Annotated in this window: 16 protein-coding genes and 1 riboswitch; of the genes, 3 read left to right on the forward strand and 13 right to left on the reverse strand. The window is 55.4% G+C overall.

Annotation, left to right across the window (positions count from 1 at the left end; all coding sequences use genetic code 11):
• Positions 1-3: 3 nt before the first annotated feature.
• Positions 4-468, reverse strand: a complete 465-nt coding sequence (locus FE784_RS04250) for a MarR family winged helix-turn-helix transcriptional regulator (protein ID WP_139600886.1) — start codon at positions 466-468, stop codon at positions 4-6.
• A gap of 270 nt (positions 469-738) precedes the next feature.
• Between FE784_RS04250 and FE784_RS04255 the strand changes: the two genes are divergently transcribed.
• On the forward strand, positions 739-1,647 hold the full coding sequence (locus FE784_RS04255; RefSeq protein WP_139600887.1) for a DUF4097 family beta strand repeat-containing protein: 909 nt from the start codon (positions 739-741) through the stop codon (positions 1,645-1,647).
• A gap of 83 nt (positions 1,648-1,730) precedes the next feature.
• On the opposite strand, the gene infC is transcribed toward FE784_RS04255, so the two are convergent.
• Positions 1,731-2,204: a translation initiation factor IF-3 gene (infC, locus tag FE784_RS04260; RefSeq protein WP_139600888.1), complete on the reverse strand. Its 474-nt coding sequence runs from the start codon at positions 2,202-2,204 to the stop codon at positions 1,731-1,733.
• A gap of 62 nt (positions 2,205-2,266) precedes the next feature.
• On the opposite strand from infC, the gene FE784_RS04265 reads away from it, so the two are divergent.
• Positions 2,267-2,572 carry a hypothetical protein gene (locus tag FE784_RS04265; RefSeq protein WP_139600889.1) on the forward strand — a complete coding sequence of 102 codons (306 nt, stop codon included), beginning with the start codon at positions 2,267-2,269 and terminating at the stop codon, positions 2,570-2,572.
• Between the two features lie 40 nt (positions 2,573-2,612).
• On the opposite strand, the gene FE784_RS04270 is transcribed toward FE784_RS04265, so the two are convergent.
• From FE784_RS04270 to hisD, 11 genes are all read right to left on the reverse strand, one after another.
• Positions 2,613-3,413 (reverse strand): GGDEF domain-containing protein, encoded by an 801-nt coding sequence (locus FE784_RS04270; protein ID WP_139600890.1) that lies wholly within the window; start codon positions 3,411-3,413, stop codon positions 2,613-2,615.
• Positions 3,410-3,763 carry a hypothetical protein gene (locus FE784_RS04275; RefSeq protein ID WP_139600891.1) on the reverse strand — a complete coding sequence of 118 codons (354 nt, stop codon included), beginning with the start codon at positions 3,761-3,763 and terminating at the stop codon, positions 3,410-3,412. Before FE784_RS04275 ends, FE784_RS04270 begins: the two co-directional genes overlap by 4 nt.
• A gap of 25 nt (positions 3,764-3,788) precedes the next feature.
• The gene (locus FE784_RS04280) at positions 3,789-4,430 is read right to left on the reverse strand and encodes an HD-GYP domain-containing protein (protein WP_139600892.1); all 642 of its coding nucleotides are present in this window, start codon (positions 4,428-4,430) and stop codon (positions 3,789-3,791) included.
• A 117-nt stretch (positions 4,431-4,547) separates the two neighbouring features.
• Positions 4,548-4,641: riboswitch (cyclic di-GMP riboswitch) on the reverse strand.
• 201 nt (positions 4,642-4,842) lie between these two features.
• Complete coding sequence (locus tag FE784_RS04285; protein WP_139600893.1) at positions 4,843-5,913, reverse strand: MupG family TIM beta-alpha barrel fold protein; 1,071 nt, start codon at positions 5,911-5,913, stop codon at positions 4,843-4,845.
• Between the two features lie 3 nt (positions 5,914-5,916).
• On the reverse strand, positions 5,917-6,294 hold the full coding sequence (locus FE784_RS04290) for a Rieske (2Fe-2S) protein (protein WP_139600894.1): 378 nt from the start codon (positions 6,292-6,294) through the stop codon (positions 5,917-5,919).
• 20 nt (positions 6,295-6,314) lie between these two features.
• On the reverse strand, positions 6,315-7,370 hold the full coding sequence (locus FE784_RS04295; protein ID WP_139600895.1) for an amidohydrolase family protein: 1,056 nt from the start codon (positions 7,368-7,370) through the stop codon (positions 6,315-6,317).
• A 19-nt stretch (positions 7,371-7,389) separates the two neighbouring features.
• Positions 7,390-8,949 carry an extracellular solute-binding protein gene (locus FE784_RS04300; protein WP_139600896.1) on the reverse strand — a complete coding sequence of 520 codons (1,560 nt, stop codon included), beginning with the start codon at positions 8,947-8,949 and terminating at the stop codon, positions 7,390-7,392.
• A 79-nt stretch (positions 8,950-9,028) separates the two neighbouring features.
• Entirely contained in the window at positions 9,029-9,889 is an 861-nt protein-coding gene (locus FE784_RS04305) for a carbohydrate ABC transporter permease (RefSeq protein ID WP_139600897.1), read from the reverse strand.
• Positions 9,890-9,902: 13 nt separating this feature from the next.
• A complete protein-coding gene (locus FE784_RS04310) occupies positions 9,903-10,814 on the reverse strand; it encodes an ABC transporter permease (protein ID WP_139600973.1) in 912 nt (303 codons plus the stop codon).
• A 537-nt stretch (positions 10,815-11,351) separates the two neighbouring features.
• On the reverse strand, positions 11,352-13,619 hold the full coding sequence (locus tag FE784_RS04315) for a helix-turn-helix domain-containing protein (RefSeq protein WP_139600898.1): 2,268 nt from the start codon (positions 13,617-13,619) through the stop codon (positions 11,352-11,354).
• 256 nt (positions 13,620-13,875) lie between these two features.
• Positions 13,876-15,180, reverse strand: coding sequence for a histidinol dehydrogenase (gene hisD, locus FE784_RS04320; RefSeq protein ID WP_139600899.1), 1,305 nt, complete (start codon positions 15,178-15,180; stop codon positions 13,876-13,878).
• 326 nt (positions 15,181-15,506) lie between these two features.
• Between hisD and FE784_RS04325 the strand changes: the two genes are divergently transcribed.
• Positions 15,507-17,057: a hypothetical protein gene (locus tag FE784_RS04325; protein WP_139600900.1), complete on the forward strand. Its 1,551-nt coding sequence runs from the start codon at positions 15,507-15,509 to the stop codon at positions 17,055-17,057.
• Positions 17,058-17,087 lie beyond the last annotated feature (30 nt).

Below are 17,087 nucleotides of genomic sequence, written 5' to 3' on the forward strand. Positions count from 1 at the left end.
GGCTTACTTTTCGCTTTTCGGGGTCGGGTCGGCCTCCAGCAGCACGCGGGCCAGCTTCTCGTAAGTCGCGATAAACGCCTCGCCCTCCCGCTCGTCGAATTGCGCGATATACCGGGTCAGCAGCAGTTGGATTTTCCGTTCCATCTCGCCCGTTACCCGCTTCCCCTCTTCAGTCAGCTCCAAATAGGTGACCCGTCTGTCCTTGTCGTCGGGGATGCGCCGGATCAGCCGCTTGTCGAATAAACGCGTAATGATTGCCGTAATCGAGCTTTTCCCTACGCAAAACGTATCCGCCAGCTCGGAGGAAGTACATCGGCCATGCGCGCACAAGTAACGCAATACAAACACCTGATCGACCGTCAGCTCTACCGGCACCAAGTCCCGCAGCAGCGCGTTAAGCCTGCGGTTGACGATGAACGATGCGTTCTCATACCGGGTAATGACTTGCTTAAGCATTTCTTCGTTCATGGGGGCTCCCTTCCCGATAACTTATTCTACTCTAAAATTATTTCACTATAGAACTATTTGATGAAAGAACTATATCACACCTCGTTTTCATCGTCAAACTTAACTTTTGCCCGGCTTTCGTCGGTCGAAAACTGGCCCTAAGTCCGGAATTCGCTTCCGCCGCCGGCCCGTTGTCCGGCAAACGCCTCCGATGCTACACTGAGTACAGTAAGCTACGCCGGAACAGGAAACAAAAACTATAACCATTCGATAAGGTAAGGTGAACGGATCATGAAAAATTTTTCAATACTTGGAGTCGTTTTGATCGTGGTGCTCGTCTGGGGCGCTTTGACGATGTGGGATTCGGGGAAAGGCTTTGCATGGGGCTGGTTGTCGTTCGGCACGAATAAAGTGGACATGGCCGAATCGTTTGACGCCGGCCGCTACCGGAATGTCGGGATCGAAGTCGGGAGCTCCGACGTGAACGTCGTTCGCGGAAGCACGGACAAGATCGAAGTCCGGCTCCACGGCAAAACGGATAAAGGCAATGCCGGCAAAATCGGGCTGAAGACCGATTCGAAAGGGGATACGCTGAATTTGGGCATCGAGAAACCGGAAGGGATGCAGCTCGGCTTCCGCATAGTCAGCCTGACGATGACCGTGGAACTGCCCGAGAAGCAATGGAACGAGCTTAAGGTGAAAGCGGGAAGCGGCGATGTCGAGGTCGCGGAATTCGAAGGAACGTCCATCGAGGCCGAAGCGAGCAGCGGCAATGTAGAGCTTTCGGCAAGCAAAGCGAAGAAGATTGCGCTCAAGACCGGCTCCGGAGACGTGAAGGCGAGCGACTTCAAAGCCGATACGGTCTCGTTCGATTCGAGAAGCGGCAACGTCGTCTTGAAGGACGGGGAAGCCGAGCTGAAGGGCGAGACCGGCTCCGGCGATATCCGGATCGAGATGGACGAGTTGCTCCACGATACGGACGTGTCGGCCGGCAGCGGCAATGTGACGATCGGGCTGGACCGCGAACCGAAATCGTTGACCGTCGATTACCGCGGCAAGTCCGGAGACGGGAAGATCCGCTGGAAAGGCTTCGACTATCAAGAAAAGGACGAGGAAGGCCACACGATCAAGGGCGCGTTCGGTAGCGGCGGGACTAAGCTCAAGGTCGCAACCGGATCGGGGAACTTCACGCTGGACTAATCCTATTTCGAAGCGGTAGCATCCGGGAGCGCGAACGAGCGCTCCCTTTTCTTTCGTTCATTCACGCCCGAAGAGCGGCATCTTTACAACGGATTGACTTGTACCGCCGCTTGCTTGCCGCTGAGCTGGATTCCCGTAGCCGGGCGTCCGGACGGCTTCAGCTCTTTGATCAGCGATTCCAGCAGCTCCTTTGCCTTGGCGCCTTCCTTGCCTTGGATGCGGACTACGAGCAGGACGGCGTCTCCGGACTGCAAATGCTTCTCCGCCTGCCGCTTCTTCGTATCGTAGTCATGCTCCTCGATGTGCGGAGTCAGGCGGATTTCTTTCACTTTGGCCTCCCTATCGCGCTTGCGGACTTGCTGCTCCTCCCGCTTCGCGGTTCCGGCCCCGACCAGCCTGCACGGCGGCGGACTGCTCAGCAGCGACGTGCAGACCAGATCTACCTTATGCTTTTTGGCCAAAGCGAGCGCCTCGGACGTCGCGACAATACCCAGATCTTCACCGTTGATGCCGGTCAGCAAAACTTCGGACGCTTTGATTCTTTCATTCATTATCATTGTGGACACCCCCGAACTTTCGCTATAATGTTCCATATTACGTGTTCGAAGGGGATTATACAATGCGCGATAAAGAAATGGAAGAACGCATCATCCGCAACTACGAGCGCGACGAGAACATGATGATTCTCGTATTCGCCCAATGGTGCGTCAACAACGATCTCGATCCGGTCGAGCTGTACAAGCTCGCCTATCCGGATCAAACCGACAATCCCGCCCTGCTCCAGACCATCGAGCTGACCGTGCCGAAGGACGAGGCAGGCGATATTCCGGACGATACGGTGCTCGGCGTGCTGTCGCTGTTCGGCAACGAAGAGCTTGCTTTCGTCGTAACGCAGGAGATCGGCAGACGCGGCAAACGAACGTAAGAGCCGCGATGCATAAAGAGGCCTCCCGGCTCGGGACGCCTTATGAGAATAACAATCCTTTATGCTTCAATGAGGTGGACAGCAGGCTCGCCTTGCTGACCAAGTCGCGGAAGGAAAGCGAGAAGAAGCCGGGCTCTCGCGAGCCCGATACGACGCCAACCGCCGTCGAGACGGGAATATCCTCGATGACAAGCGGCTCGCGCAAAACGTCAAGAAGCTGTTGAAGCGAAGCTTCCGAGCGAAGGGTGACGATGACGAATTCGTCGCCGGCATACCGGCACAAATAGTCGTCCGCCGTGCCGATCGACAGAAGCAGGTCGGCAAATCCTTTAATCATGTCGTCCCCGACCGGATGACCGTATCTTTTGTTGATTTCCCCGAAATTGTTCAAATCGATAAACAGCAGGTGAAACCACTCCCGTCTTCGGAGCAGCTCCGAGCCGATCGACTGCACGTAAGCCGGGCGGAACAATCCCGTCAGCGGATCCTGCAGCTCGCTCAATTGGATCCGGATCGTATCGCGGGTAATGAGGCCGCACACCCGGTCCTTGTCGGTTACGAGCAGACGCTCGATCCGCAGCCGTTCCATCGTGCCGAGCGCATCCCACACGAAATTGTCCGCGGGCACGCTGACCGGATTCCGCGTCATCGCATCGGCTACGATCCGATTAGGATGCGTTTGGCGGACGTCGCGCGACGTCACGATCCCCACGATGCTTCCGTGATCCTGCACGACGAGGGAGCCGATTTCCAGCTTGGCCATCAGCTCCGAAGCGTGCCGCACGCTTTTATCGGATGAAACGGTCCGGATCGGGGAGGACATCAGCTCTCCCACCTTCATGAAAGCTCCACCTCCCGCTGAACGGATACTTCGATTTTCAGCTCGGAGCGTATGACCATCGTATCGCTGATCATGCGGTCCGCCTCCTCCAGAACGATATTGATCAAGATGTCCTTGTCCAGCATTTGCAATAGCGAAGTACGGATCAGTACCGCCTCCACCTTCGGATGCTCGATCGTGATGATCGTGAATTGCTCGGGCGAGAGCGCCTCCGCCATCCGTCTGACCGCTTCGGGCCCGATCGGAGCTTTACGCCCGATCACGAGCAGGTCCTGCATCGGCGGCACCTCGAACTCGGACATTTTCAACGACAGCGTGGCTCTTCTCGAATAGATTCGTTTTTGATTCATGGATGAGCATACTCCTTAAGCCCAATCATTTCCCCCTCCGGAAAGATTGCACATAGAATAACGTTCCTTCGACGGCAAGCTGCTCCAAGCGAACCGGACTCGGATCGTACAGCATCGGATCCGGCAAGCTCAAAAATTGCCGTACGTAACCTTCGTCAAACTGGATGCCGCTTTGTACGGCCAACTCCTCCTTCGCTTGCTCGATGGTCATGCCCTCTTTGTAAGGCCGATCGGAAATCATCGCGTCGAAAGCGTCTATGATCGAGCACATTCTGGCCATGGCGGGTATGTCTTCGCCCTGAAGCCCCATCGGGTACCCTTTGCCGTCCCATCGTTCGTGATGGAATTTGACGATGTCGAGCAGCCGGCTATCGGTCATCTGCTGCTCCAGCAGCAGCTTCTCGCCGCATTCGGGATGCGTTTTCATCACGTCCCACTCGTCCCTGTCCAGCTTCGAGGTCTTGCGAAGAATGGCGCTGTCGATCAATATTTTTCCGACATCATGCACGCAGCAGCCTACAATAAAAGCTTGCCTGTCCTCTTGAACGGGCATTTCGTAGTACGAGGTCCAGCATTGCGCCAGCGCCCCGACTCGCAGCACATGCCCGAACGTCTCCCTGTCTTTAACCGACAATCGAATCAATAGACGGTTGATCGCGTTCAACATGAGATAATCCCCCTTATTCGGCAAAAAAACGGTTTCAGGATCGAACGGGGCATTGTTATGTACGGTCAATCCGATCAACAAAAAAAGCCCTCGAATTCGAGGGCGCCCGTCTCACAATTCGGTAACCTGGCTGGCGTGATGTAAGTCGAATTACATGGTAGCCCCATTGGTTTTGCGACCCTATCTTTCGATAAGTGTGCCTTTGGATTCGTTTATGAACACGATTATTGATTCTATAAACCTATTGCATGCAAATTAAAATGATCCGATAGTTTGATTGTACCCCATTTGTATATTTTTGTCACCACCATCCGCAAAACTTGTCGAATGTTTAGGGCGATCGAACGATCAACGAGGAAGACCGGACTATCCACGCACGAGCTGCGCAGATCGGGCCAGTCCTCCTCGCCTATTAAACGAAACGGAATGCCGTTCGGGGGCCGATAAACCGGAGCAGCCCGCGATCCTCCGGAACGACTCGACCGAGGACGTTTACCCGCTCGTCGGCCGGGAGATCGATGCGCGCAACTTGCAGCTCCCCGGCGTAACGGGTATATAGCGCGTTGTCCATCGTGACCGTCCCGGCAGGGCGTGCGTCCGTATTCGACGGTGCCGGAGCGATGCCGCGCTCCAGCATATACTTGCGGCCTCGCGCGGAACGGATTACCTGCTCCGCGCCGTCCCACGGACTGGTATGCGTCTCGGACAGAAGCGGCATCAGCTCCTCCGGCGGCGTCTCCGTCCACGCTACCCGCAGCGGGATCGTTCCGCCGGCGATAAGACCGGCGGCCATCCAGGCATACTCGTCTGGCGCCGGGTCACCGTAATAGACGATATCCGTCAGCTGCTCCGCCATCAGCTCGGCTGCGGCTAATGCCGAAGTCATGTGCCTGTGGGCCTCGACTGTCGGCAAACCGGCATACAACGGCGCTCGAGGCTCGCCGTGCGCGGGGATGAAGCCCGCCGTCCGGATGCCGCGCTCCTTGAACATCCGGTTCTGCATCCGGTAGAAGGATAACGATACTCCCGTTTCCCGGCGCGGGTAAAAATTATGCACGGCGATCAACCGCTCCCGCTCGATACCGTTGTTCTCCATCTCCAGTAAATCGCCGGGTGTCGTCGAGCCCGCATTGATCTGGAACGAAAAGCCGGGACTCCGAAGCATATGCAGCGTCTCCTCCATCGTGAAGCCATGGTCCAGGCGCAGCGTACCGATGCCGAGCCCGGCGATGGGAGACAAATCGTCCGGGGCGGCACCGAACATGGAGAGCGACGCCCGGCTCACATCGGCCGCTACGCTAATTCCGGCGCCGGCCGCTATCTCCAGCAGCCGCCTTACCTCCGCCCAGTCCTCCACCTCCGCTTCCGGTATATGCAGGGAAGTAAACAAATGCTTGCACCCTGCCCGGATCGCGTCGTCAAGGTGCCGTCGGGCGGCACTTAATCCCAGTGTCGGGTAAAACGATCGTCCTAATTCCGTCACCGTTTAGCCGCCTCCTTGCGTTATCGTACTCCCGATCACGATGCCGATCTTGCCGTCACGCAATTCCACTTTATAGCTCCGGGCTCTTACCTTCTCATTAAACAGCGACTTGCCCGTCTTGATATCGAACTCCCAGCCGTGCCACGGACAGCGTACGATCTCGCCTTGACGCCCGTATTCGTACCGGTATACGTCGGACGGCAAATTCGTTCCGCATACGATTCCCGCGCACAGCGGGGCGCCCTGATGGGGGCAGTAATTGTGAAGCGCGTAATACTCGCCGCCGATCCGGTAAATGCCGATTTCGCGTCCTTCCACGCTTACGATCGCATGGCCGCTTTCCGGAATGTCGCCAGCATTCATCACGAAATGAACCGGCATGGCCTTTTTCCGCCTTTCCGTTACAGGTTATAGAGCGCCCGCGCATTTTCGCAGAAAATTTTCCGTTTTGCCTCCGGCTTCAGCTTCTTCAATATTTCCGTAGGCGGATCGAAATCCCAATGCGGGTAGTCGCTAGAGTACAAAATCATATTCTCGGCGTCGATCATATCGAACAGATCGACCAGGTGCTGCGGATTGTCGGGCTCCTCGATCGGCTGGGTGGATACGTAGCAATGATCCCGGATATACTGGCTCGGCAGCCGGTTCAGCCAAGGCACCGTGGAGCGGAGCGCCTTGTAATTTTTGTCGAGCCGCCACATCAAGCCGGGCAGCCAGGCGATGCCGCCTTCGACCAGCACGACCTTGAGCCGCGGAAACTTCGCGAACACTCCTTCGCACACCATGCTGACCAGATGCGTCATGAACATCTGCGACAGGCACGTATGCCACTCGATATATCTCGACGGGTAACCGGCCGCGGTAGGAGGCGTCGAGCTGCCCGCCCCCTCGGCGCCAGGATGGATCGCCAGCGGCAATCCGTTGCGTTCCGCCGCCTCATAGATCGGATGATAGTACCGGTGCCCGAGCGGCATGCGGGCCGCGCTTGAAATAATGACCTCCACGATATCCGGATGGCCGCCGATCCGGTCGATTTCCCGCGCGGCCAACAGCGGATCCTGCGTGGCGACAGCCATCGCGCCTTTGAACTTCCTGCTCTTGCCGAGCCACTCCGCGATCAGGTAGTCGTTGTAGGCAGAGCAGACCGCCGCCGCGAAGTCCGGATCATGGGTGGCCGATATGTTATAGATGACCCCGGTCAATATCGCATACTCCATATCGTATTCCTCGACCAGCTGCTTGAGCATGAAATCGGGATCGGAGCCGGCTTTGCCTCCTCCGGGGGGAACCGAGTCCCGGCGCAGTACGCCAACCGGCGAATAATAGCCCGAACCGGCCATGCCGATGCCGCCGGCGGCCACCCGGCTTTTCCAAGGCTCCGGCAAATACGGCACGAATGCGGAATCGTTTTGTTCGTTATGGACATCCACGTCGATGACTTTGAAACGTTCGGACATGCGGGCTCCTCCTCGCTTCTTACTTGCCGTATGTGCGCTTGTAGGACGTATTGTACATCGCGAGCAGGTCATCGGAGCCGAGCTTCTTCGCCTGCTCGATAAACTGGTTGTAGGTCGTGTCGTTGATCGGCGTTTTGCCGGTGACGAACTCGGTCAGCCTTTGCTCCAAAAACTTGTTCAGGTTGCTCAGCTTCGACTTTTCCAGCTCGAGCTCCTCTTTCGTTTTGACGATCGCTTTCGGCGCGGGAATGACGTACGGCGCATACTTCGTATTGATCGCCTTGCTCTTCTCGTTCATCCCCCGCTCCCAAGCGTCACGCGAGATGGCGTTATTGAGCGTAATGTTGTCGTACCACACCCCGAAATCGCGGCGCAGCGGAACGTATGGCGTTTCCCCGAATTCCTTCATGTACACCGGCTTGCCGTTGTCCAGCGTATACGACTTGCCTTGGATCCCGAGCGACAAATAGTTGGTGCCTTCCTCGCTCAGCAAGTAATCGAGGAACTGGACCGCCCGGTCTTTATCCTTGACCTTCGCCGAGATCGCCCGGCCGGTGGCGCCGACGAGCGCGCGGGAAAATTGGTAAGGCTTGATCCCTGGGGCGGCGAACGGAGTGATGACATCCAGCTCGTAATCCGCGGGAGCTCCCGCCTTCTTGGCGCTGTCGGTCAACGTCGGCAAATTCGCTTTCCAATAATAGGAAACCAGAGCCTTTCCTTTCATGATCCGCTCATCCCACTGCGTCCCCGTCAGGAACGGATATTCCGGGTCGAGCAGCTTCTCGGCGTACAGCTTGTTCATGAAGACGATCGCATCTTTGTAGCCTTTCTGGTAAGGGGCGAACGCGTATTTGTCGTCCAGCGGATTGAGGTTGAAGAAGCCCTGGATGCCGGTAAACATGCTGCCCATTACCGTGTACAGTCCAACTTCCCCGACCATCGTCTGCGGAGAGAACGGGTACGTGTCCGGATATTTTTCCTTCAGCGCCTTCAAATATTGGTAAAACTCGTCCGGCGTCGTCGGATCCTTCAAGCCGACCTTGCTCGTCAAATCTTTGCGCACGAGCCAGACGAAGTTGAAGCCTTTTCCTTCCGCATCGCCCTCCAGCACCGGCACCGTATACAAGCCGCCGTCCGCGCCGGTCGCGAGCGCCTTCGCCTCCGGGAAGCTGTCGTAAAACTTTTTCAGATTGGGCGCCTTGTCCAAATAATCTTTCAAGTTCAGGAACACTTTCTCGGGACCGTTCTCGCGGCCTTCCTGCGCCGTCACTTGAATGAAGTCGGTTACCGAATTCGTCGCGATCATAATTTGCCGCTTCTCGTTCAGCCCTTCCTGGCTGACGACCTGGAAGTCGAGCTTGACTCCCGTCTTCGCCTCGATTTCCTTGAATATTTCCCAATCCTGGCGCACCTTGCCCTCCGTCCGATCATACACGAGCCACGAGAAGGTGATCGGTTTTTTGGACGATCCTTCCGGCGCCTTCGCGTCGCCTGCGGGCTGATCCTTGCCGGCCGTACATCCGACGACGACTCCTCCGAGCATTACCGTTGCTAGAGCCGTTGCGATCCGTTTCTTCATTTGGCCTGCCTCCCTTTTCAAACGAATGGTTGTATATAGCGACGAATGCCCGGATTGCGGATGACCCGGGAACCCGCAACTAGCCTTTGATTCCGCCGATCATGGCCCCTTGGACGAAATATTTCTGGATAAACGGATAGACGCAAAGGATCGGCAGCGTCGCCACGATAATGAGCGCGTATTTCAACGTCTGCAGCTGGCTCGTGTCGCCTTCCACTTGAATGGTCGCCCCGGCGACGAGAATGTTGCGAAGCATAATTTGCAGCGGGTACATGCTGCGGTCGTTCAAATAAATCAACGCGTCGAAAAAGGCGTTCCATTGGCCGACCGCCGTATACAACCCGATCGTGGCCATAACGGGCATCGAGAGCGGCAGCACGATGCGAACCAGCACCTGGAGCGAACCGCAACCGTCTATCGTGGCGGCATCCTCCAGCTCGTCGGGCAGCGCTTCGAAAAACGTTCGCATGATGAACAAGTGCCAGGTGCTGATCAAGGTCGGAAGCACGATCGCCCATATGGAGTTTAGCAGCCCCAGCTTCTGGACCACGAGGAAGGTCGGGATCATCCCCCCGCTGAACAGCATCGTGAATGCGGCCATAAGCAAAATCGCTCTGCGGCCGGGCAGCCATTTTTTCGCGAGCGGATAAGCCATCGCGGAGGTGACGATCAAGGTAAGCACCGTGTGCACTACGGTGTAGCGAATCGTATTCCAGTAGCTGATCCAGACGTCCGGATTTTTCACGATCGTCTCGTATGCATGTAGCGTCACCGCCTTCGGCAGCAGCAGCACTTGCCCGCTCGCCACCATCGCATCGTCGCTGATCGACGCGGAGAACACGTACACCATCGGGTACAGCATGACGATGACCAGGAGGATCATCAGCAGCACATTGAACGTGTCGAACAGTCTGGACGCGACGCTTTCTTTGATTTTCATCGGGTTCCCTCCTTTACCAAAGACTCGTCTCCGAATATTTGCGGACGATCCGGTTAGCCAGGACGACCAAGATAAATCCGATCGCCGATTGGAACAAGCCGACCGCCGTCGCGAAGCTGAAATCCGCGTCCAAAATCCCTCTCCGGTAGACGAACGTGTTGATGACGTCCGACGTCTCATAGTTCATCGAGTTGTACAGCAGCAATATTTTCTGGAACCCGGTTTCCATGAAATGGCCGAGATTGAGCACGAACAGGATGATCATGACCGGAACCATGCCGATAAACGTAATGTGGCGCACCTGCTGCAGCCGGTTGGCGCCGTCTATTTTGGCCGCTTCGTACAAGGTCGGATCGACCCCGGATATCGCCGCCAAGTATAGAATCGTGCCCCATCCGATCTTCTGCCAAATTTCCGAGCCTACATATATCGTTCGAAACCATTCGGGCAAGCCGAGGAACAGGACCGGCTCGATGCCGAACCCTTTCACGAGCAGATGGTTGACGATGCCGGTCGACGGCGACAGAAACGTGACGATAATGCCCGCGATAACGACAGTGGACAGAAAGTGCGGCATATAGCTGATCGACTGGACGAGCCGTTTGAACCATTGGATCCGCAGCTCGTGGAACAGCAAGGCCAGCACGATCGGCGCCGGAAAATGGAACAGCAGGTCGTATACGTTCAGCATGACCGTATTGCGGATCAGCTTCCACGAATCCGGCGTGTTGACGAAAAACTCGATGAAATGGTCCAGTCCGACAAACTTGCTGCCCAGCATGCCCCTGCCGATCGAATAGTTTTGGAAGGCGATGACGATTCCGTACATCGGCACATACTTGAATAGGAGGTAATATAAAATGCCCGGCAGCATTAACAAATAGAGCGCCTTATGCTTTCTGAGCGACAGCCCGAAGCGGTACATAACCTCACCCCTTTCTGAAAGCGATTTCACATTTCGATTGTCCATTCATCCGCTTCCTGGTGCCTACTATACGTTTCTCCGGGACTTGGCGTAAAGCGCGCATATTTTGGCGGAGTCGCCATTATTGCATCGCCAGCAAAACCGCACAGCCGCGCGGGTCGGGAGGAAAAAAAAGAGACTTCCGAAAAAAAGAAGTCTCATCATATCGAGAATGTCTGATTAGGCGTGTGCAACGTTCGCGTATATAGAGGAACCGGATTCCGTTATTATCCCGAATTCCGTTACACATCTCAACATAACGGATCAGGCTTCCGTTATATCAATCTTTTCGGGGTAAAATTGATCGTGAACAGCGGGATAGAGGAACGGCTTTCCGTTATTTGCCGTCTACACCGATTTGTTGGATCAATAGCATACTCCAGAACCGCTATTTATGGATTCGCGGTCTCAATCGCCTGCAAGGCGGCAAGCCTTCATTCATCATGCGCTGCACGTACTTCTGCAAGTGAACTATGCCGTCGCAGAAAAAAAGCAGTCTCATCTTTGGTAAATGGTCCGGTATTTGGCCGGCGTGATGCCTTCATATTTGCGGAATATCGGGATAAACGAATTTCTTCCCCAGTAGCCGACCTTCTCGGCGATCTCGTCGATTTTCAAGTCGGTCTCCAGCAAATATTGCTTCGCCTTCCCCATCCGCACCTTGGCGATATATTCCACATATTTCTCTCCGACCTCCTCCTTGAACGTGCGGCTGAAATGACCGACCGACATGTTCATTTGCTGGGCGAACCGTTCGATGGACAGCTCTTCGGCATAGTGATCATGAATATATTGCAAAATTTCGGCAAACTGCCGTCCCCGGTCGTACGGCTCGGTCGTCCGGAACATCAAGGCATGAATGTCGCGGAAGCATTGCCGGATCTCGTCCCCGGTCACGCATCGGTTGAGCATGTCGAACAAGCGGGAGTAGAAAGCGATGCTGAAATCGTTCCGGTCATCCTCCGCCGCCCGAATCCATGTGTTCAGCACGTCGGAGCATAAATATTTCACCTCGTAGGCGCGGGCGTCCTTGCCCGCATCGAGCAAATCGAACACCGATTGGAGCAGCGTGTCATGGTCGCGGGATTTGCATAGATTGAAAATCCGGTTCACCTCTTGAACCGATAGAAAGCTGTCCCAAGGCGCCCGATTTTCCTTCGCCCGTTCTTCTCCGCACAATTCCGCTTCGGGATGAAGTCCTTTGTAACGGAGCATCGCGATAGCGTGCTCGTAGGAGTGAGGCAGCTGCTCGATCGTACGGACGGTGCTCCCGATTCCGATCGTCGCCTTATAATAAGACGCGAACGGCTGAAGCTGCAGCTTGACCGTTTCCGCCGCTGCCTTTGGGTCAAGAGACGAAGCGGGCTCGTGATGCACGACGCATGCCAAAATATCCGGCTTCGTATGGCAAAGCCACAGCGTCGTCCCCGGAAACGACTTGAGGATGCTTTCCTTCAGCTCCGCCAGCAGGAACGATTTCGACGTCTCGGTCTGCCCTTCCGTAACCCGGGAGTAATATTGGAATTCGATGCACAGCACCGTACGGACCGCGGTCGGATCGTAAACGAAATCGACCTCCCGGGCGCAAGCGTCCAGAGCCGCCGCGTCGCGGTATTCGCCCAACAGCAGCTTCGTAATGACATGCTCCTGCACCATGGGCACCATGCCGCTCACCAATCGGGACAATTGATCGTTCTCCGACATGATCAGCTTGGAAAACCGTTTGATCACGTCGAAATCGTTCCCTTCGCGACGGGCCGTGCCATCGGGCTCGCGGTAAGTGGCGAGTCCGGTCTTGATTTCCAAAATCGGAGCATACAGCTTGCGGCTTAAATAATACGATACCGCGCTGCCCAGCACGAGAAAGAAGCCGAGGAACACGAGACTGAGCATCCGGATCATGCGGGCCGGCATGAGCAGCGTCTGCAGATCGACTAGGCTGACGTAACGCCAGGATTCGTTGAAGCGGGACGGGATGGAGGATACGGCCTTTTCCTTCTCCGCTTTGGCGGACCCGATCTCCATCGCGCCGCTTTGAACGACCACTCCTGCTTCCGAGTCCATGATAGCCGTCCCGGTAACCCAGTCCTCCTTCTTGCTTATACGATCCCGCATTATGTCCCGGCTAACGTCCACGACCAAATACACTTCGGGATCGCTCGAATTGAACGGATAGCTCATGATCGTCGAGAGGACGGTTTGGGCAGTTTCCGCAGTGGCAGGCAGCAGCGGATTGGGACCGATCGTGTACGGTCGCGTGAAAAACATCGTCTTCTTGCCGGTTAAATGCGGAAAAAGGGCAGCCTTCTCCGCTTCCCCGATCGGATAGTTGTACTTGAAGTAATAAGCTTTGTCGTTATGCGTCTCGGAATCGATGACGAGGTCCTGCTTCGTAAAGTACAAGTATGCGTTGGAAATAAAGTCCCCGTTCTCCAGCTTGTTCAGCTGGTCCATCAGCGAGTGGATCCACTCGTTGCGCTGGTGGCTGTCGGGCGACCCTTCCACGACGGGGAGGAAGCTCTTGAGGTTGGAGTCGCTGAGCAGATGAATCATGCTCGTCTGAAGGGCGGTGAAAGCGGCATCGGTATGCTCGGCGTTATTGCTCATCATCATGTCGTTCCGCTGCTTGGCATCGTTCTCGATCAGGCGGACTACGAAAAAATAAGTAAATGTCATCGCCACGATAACGGGAATGAGAAACAGCACGAAGTATTTGGCGAAAAACTGCCAAAACAGAGCGATTCGAGGTTTATGAAGGCGGATCATAACCGAATTCGTCCCCTTTCCTCTTCATGCGGCCATCGGCTGACGCGCTTGATTTGGTACCGCTTACAAACTGATGTACAAAACATTATAACATTATGCAATATTATTACAACAGAGCACTCATTATTATGAACATTTATTTTACCGGACTTCAACCTCATCTCTTGTCCCGGAAATGGAGTCAATCCAGGCGAACGCAGTCAGGCGGTCTGCAGCTCAAGACTGCACGGCCGCCTTTCCCGCATACTTTCTTTCTCTACATTCGCTTCTCGGCCGCTTGGACATGACACGGCAATCGCTCGTATCCGCCCAGCTCCCGGATGACCGGCATAAGTCCCGTCAATGCCCGCTTGTCCAGCTTGCCGATCGTGGACGATTTGATCATATCCTTACTCGTTATGCCGGAGAACGATTTGGCATATCCGTTCGTCGGCAGCACCGCCGTTATGCCGATGCCGTAGTTGGCCGCCGAGAAAGGAGTATAAGCGCCGATCAAGATTTCCCCCGCGCGATGAATTTGTTCAAGCGCCTTCCGCTCCATTTCGTCGCTGCCCACGATCATGACATGCTCCGGAGCGAACTCGTTTACGAAATCGCAAGCCGTATTGAGGGAAGGCGCCACCACAATCGCTCCGAGACCGTTCTCCCCGAATACGCTCAGCAAATAATCCCGTCTGGGCGGCTCCACCTCGTCAATAAGCGCGGACAAGCGCCGCTCCACACGTTCCGCAAGCTCGGCGGACGTCGTTATCAGGAGCGAAGACGAATCCGGTCCATGCTCCCCTTCATTGATTAGATCGTATGCGATCATCTCGGCGTCGGCGGTTTCGTCCGCCACGATAGCGCATTCGGTCGGACCAAGACCGACGACCGTCTTCACGCCATAGGAGGATGCCGTACTCATCGCTGCGGCGATTCCGCCCGGTCCCGGTCCGAATATCCCGTTCGCCTTCGGGATCGAGGAAGTCCCTTGACAAAAGCCGGCGATAATGGCGACTCCATTGCCGATTACGAATCCGTCCGCACCGGCCAAGCTGGCGGCGGCGATCGTAGCCGGATCTCCGTACCCGTCCGGAAGCGGGGGCATCCCGACGACGATTTGTCCTACTCCGGCGGTTTTCGCCGCCGTTACGAGCATGAGCGCCGTGGAGAGGAGCGGTCCTTTGCGCGCCGGAATCCATATGCCGACCGTATCGAGCGGGCTGAACTTCTCCCCGATTATCGTGCCGGGTCTAATTTCCTTTTGCCACAACTCGGGCAGCAGCGCCTGATTTACCTCCCTGATATGGTCTCGGGCTTGTTCGATAGCCTGCTTCAACGATGGAGCGAGTCTATCCAGACACTGCCGGATATAAGACTCCGGTACGGTTACCCCGTCAATCCCGACGTTGTCGATTGATTCGGTAAGCCGCACGATTGCCCGGTCTCCATCCTGCTCCACTTGATCGAAAATCCCGTATACGCCTTGCAGCACGCCGCGGTCGAACAGCTTGCGCTGGGGCGCCAGCCGTTCGGCCAGCTCGAGCCGGTCTTCCGGCAGCCGATAAGATAGTTTGCTCATAGTTTTCCCTCCGAATTGTGTGATTGTAAAACGAAAAGAGCCGCACAGGTAATAAAAATACCTGCATGGCTCTTTATAAGCTGCGCAGGTACAAGTGCAAAAAGCGCTTATACCTGCGGACGTTATCCGGGTACAAACGCTCTAAGTATGATGATGCCGTTGTCGGGAAAGCCGTAACGTTTGTCTCATATCGAAATACCGCCTATGAAATGGGATTTCCATATGTTACATCAGTCCCGGTAAAAATGCAATACCCATAGACTTCCAACCGGCACAATATGGTAGAATGTACTCATCTAGGAGACTTCGACGCCGAGGTGAGTGAAATGTCCGGAGCAAAAATCGCATTGTTTTTCGGGGCCGGCGCCGAGATCGCGTACGGGCTTCCTTCAGGCGGCAAGTTCGCGCTCGATTTATTCCGCACGCCCGTTGAAGAGGATAAGGCCGAATTTCGCAGACAGCTCGAGAACGTCGACGGCACCTCGAATTATGCTACGAAATGGCTGCCGAACGGTTATTTGAAGAAAAGGGTCCACGTGTTCGGAAAGGGCGATTTCGAGGGGATCGTCGCATCCAGCCTGGAATACAGGCGGGAAGACATTTTAACGTATTTGGAGCTGTTCGATCGACACGCAGCCAAGCTGCTGGAGAGATGGGTTCTCGATGAAGAGACCGTTCGGAGCCGATACCATGAGGAGATCGGAGCCGATATCGGGGATATTTCGTACGGACAGGTTATCAAGCTCAACAACCGGCTGGCGGAAAGCGTCCGCCTGTTCGAGTCCGATTTTTTCTCGGCCATGCTGAAAACGTTGGAAGCGTCGCCGGATCACAGGAAATTGCAGCAAACGGTTCGGGCCATACTCGAGCTGCTTGTCGGGGCATGCGGTCAACGCCTCGTATCCAGGCTGAACGAGGAGCTGTTCGAAGCCGCGCCCGATCAGCTGTCGGTATTCGACGACCTTTCCGGCATATTCAGTCTGGATTATCGGAACGTCGGCCAAACGGGCTTGGAAATCGTCATCGAGCAACCGCCGGTCCCGGTAACGGCCGAAAGCGATTTGGCGGACATCATGACCGGACTGGGCCGGGCCGTTCTGGAAGACGTATATGCCAAGGTGATCGATTACCAGGCTTTAATCGACAGCCATTTCCGCTATTTGTACAATCCGAAAGCCCATTGGGCCAAATTTACGAGAATAAGCATCTTCCTCCATACGGTTCGCCGTTACATAAGCACGAACAACGATATCGATGCCGGCAAGCTGGCCGTCGGACCCGGATTTTACCACGATTTGATCACGTTGTCCGAAGTAGCTTCCATTCACGCGATAGGCACGACGAATTATAACAGCTACGTCGAGCAGGTGATCGGCGGCAGCTCTCTCCCGCCCGTACCCGTATATCATCTGAACGGGAGCGTGAACGAGTATTACGATCCATACTGCAACCACATCTCGACTAACGAAGAATTGAACGGACAGGCCGGAACCGCCGGACATATAACCGTCCCCTTTCTATTTACGCAAAGCGGAGTCAAGCCGTTGACCTCGATCACGATGTCAAGACGATATGTGGAGCTTTACGACAAGTTCAAGCAATCCGATGCGATTTGCATAATCGGCTATGCGTTTAACGGGGATGACGGCCATATAAACGGACTGTTCCGCTCTCTTGCCGTTGAAGGAAAACCGATCATGATCTATCATTACGGCACCGAAAACGAGCTCGTACTGAAGAAGGAATACCAGACGAAGCTGCGGCTTCCCGCTCCCGACAACCTGCACATTTTCACCATTGACGGCGCCCGCAAAACGAAAGGGAGCATCTGGTGGGAACGAGCGCTGCAGGAAACGATGTTGATTCCCGCTACATAGCGGCAAAGCAAAGGGAGAAGGCGATTGCAG

Source organism: Paenibacillus hemerocallicola (genome assembly GCF_006265175.1).
Classification (GTDB): Bacteria; Bacillota; Bacilli; order Paenibacillales; family NBRC-103111; genus Paenibacillus_AB; species Paenibacillus_AB hemerocallicola.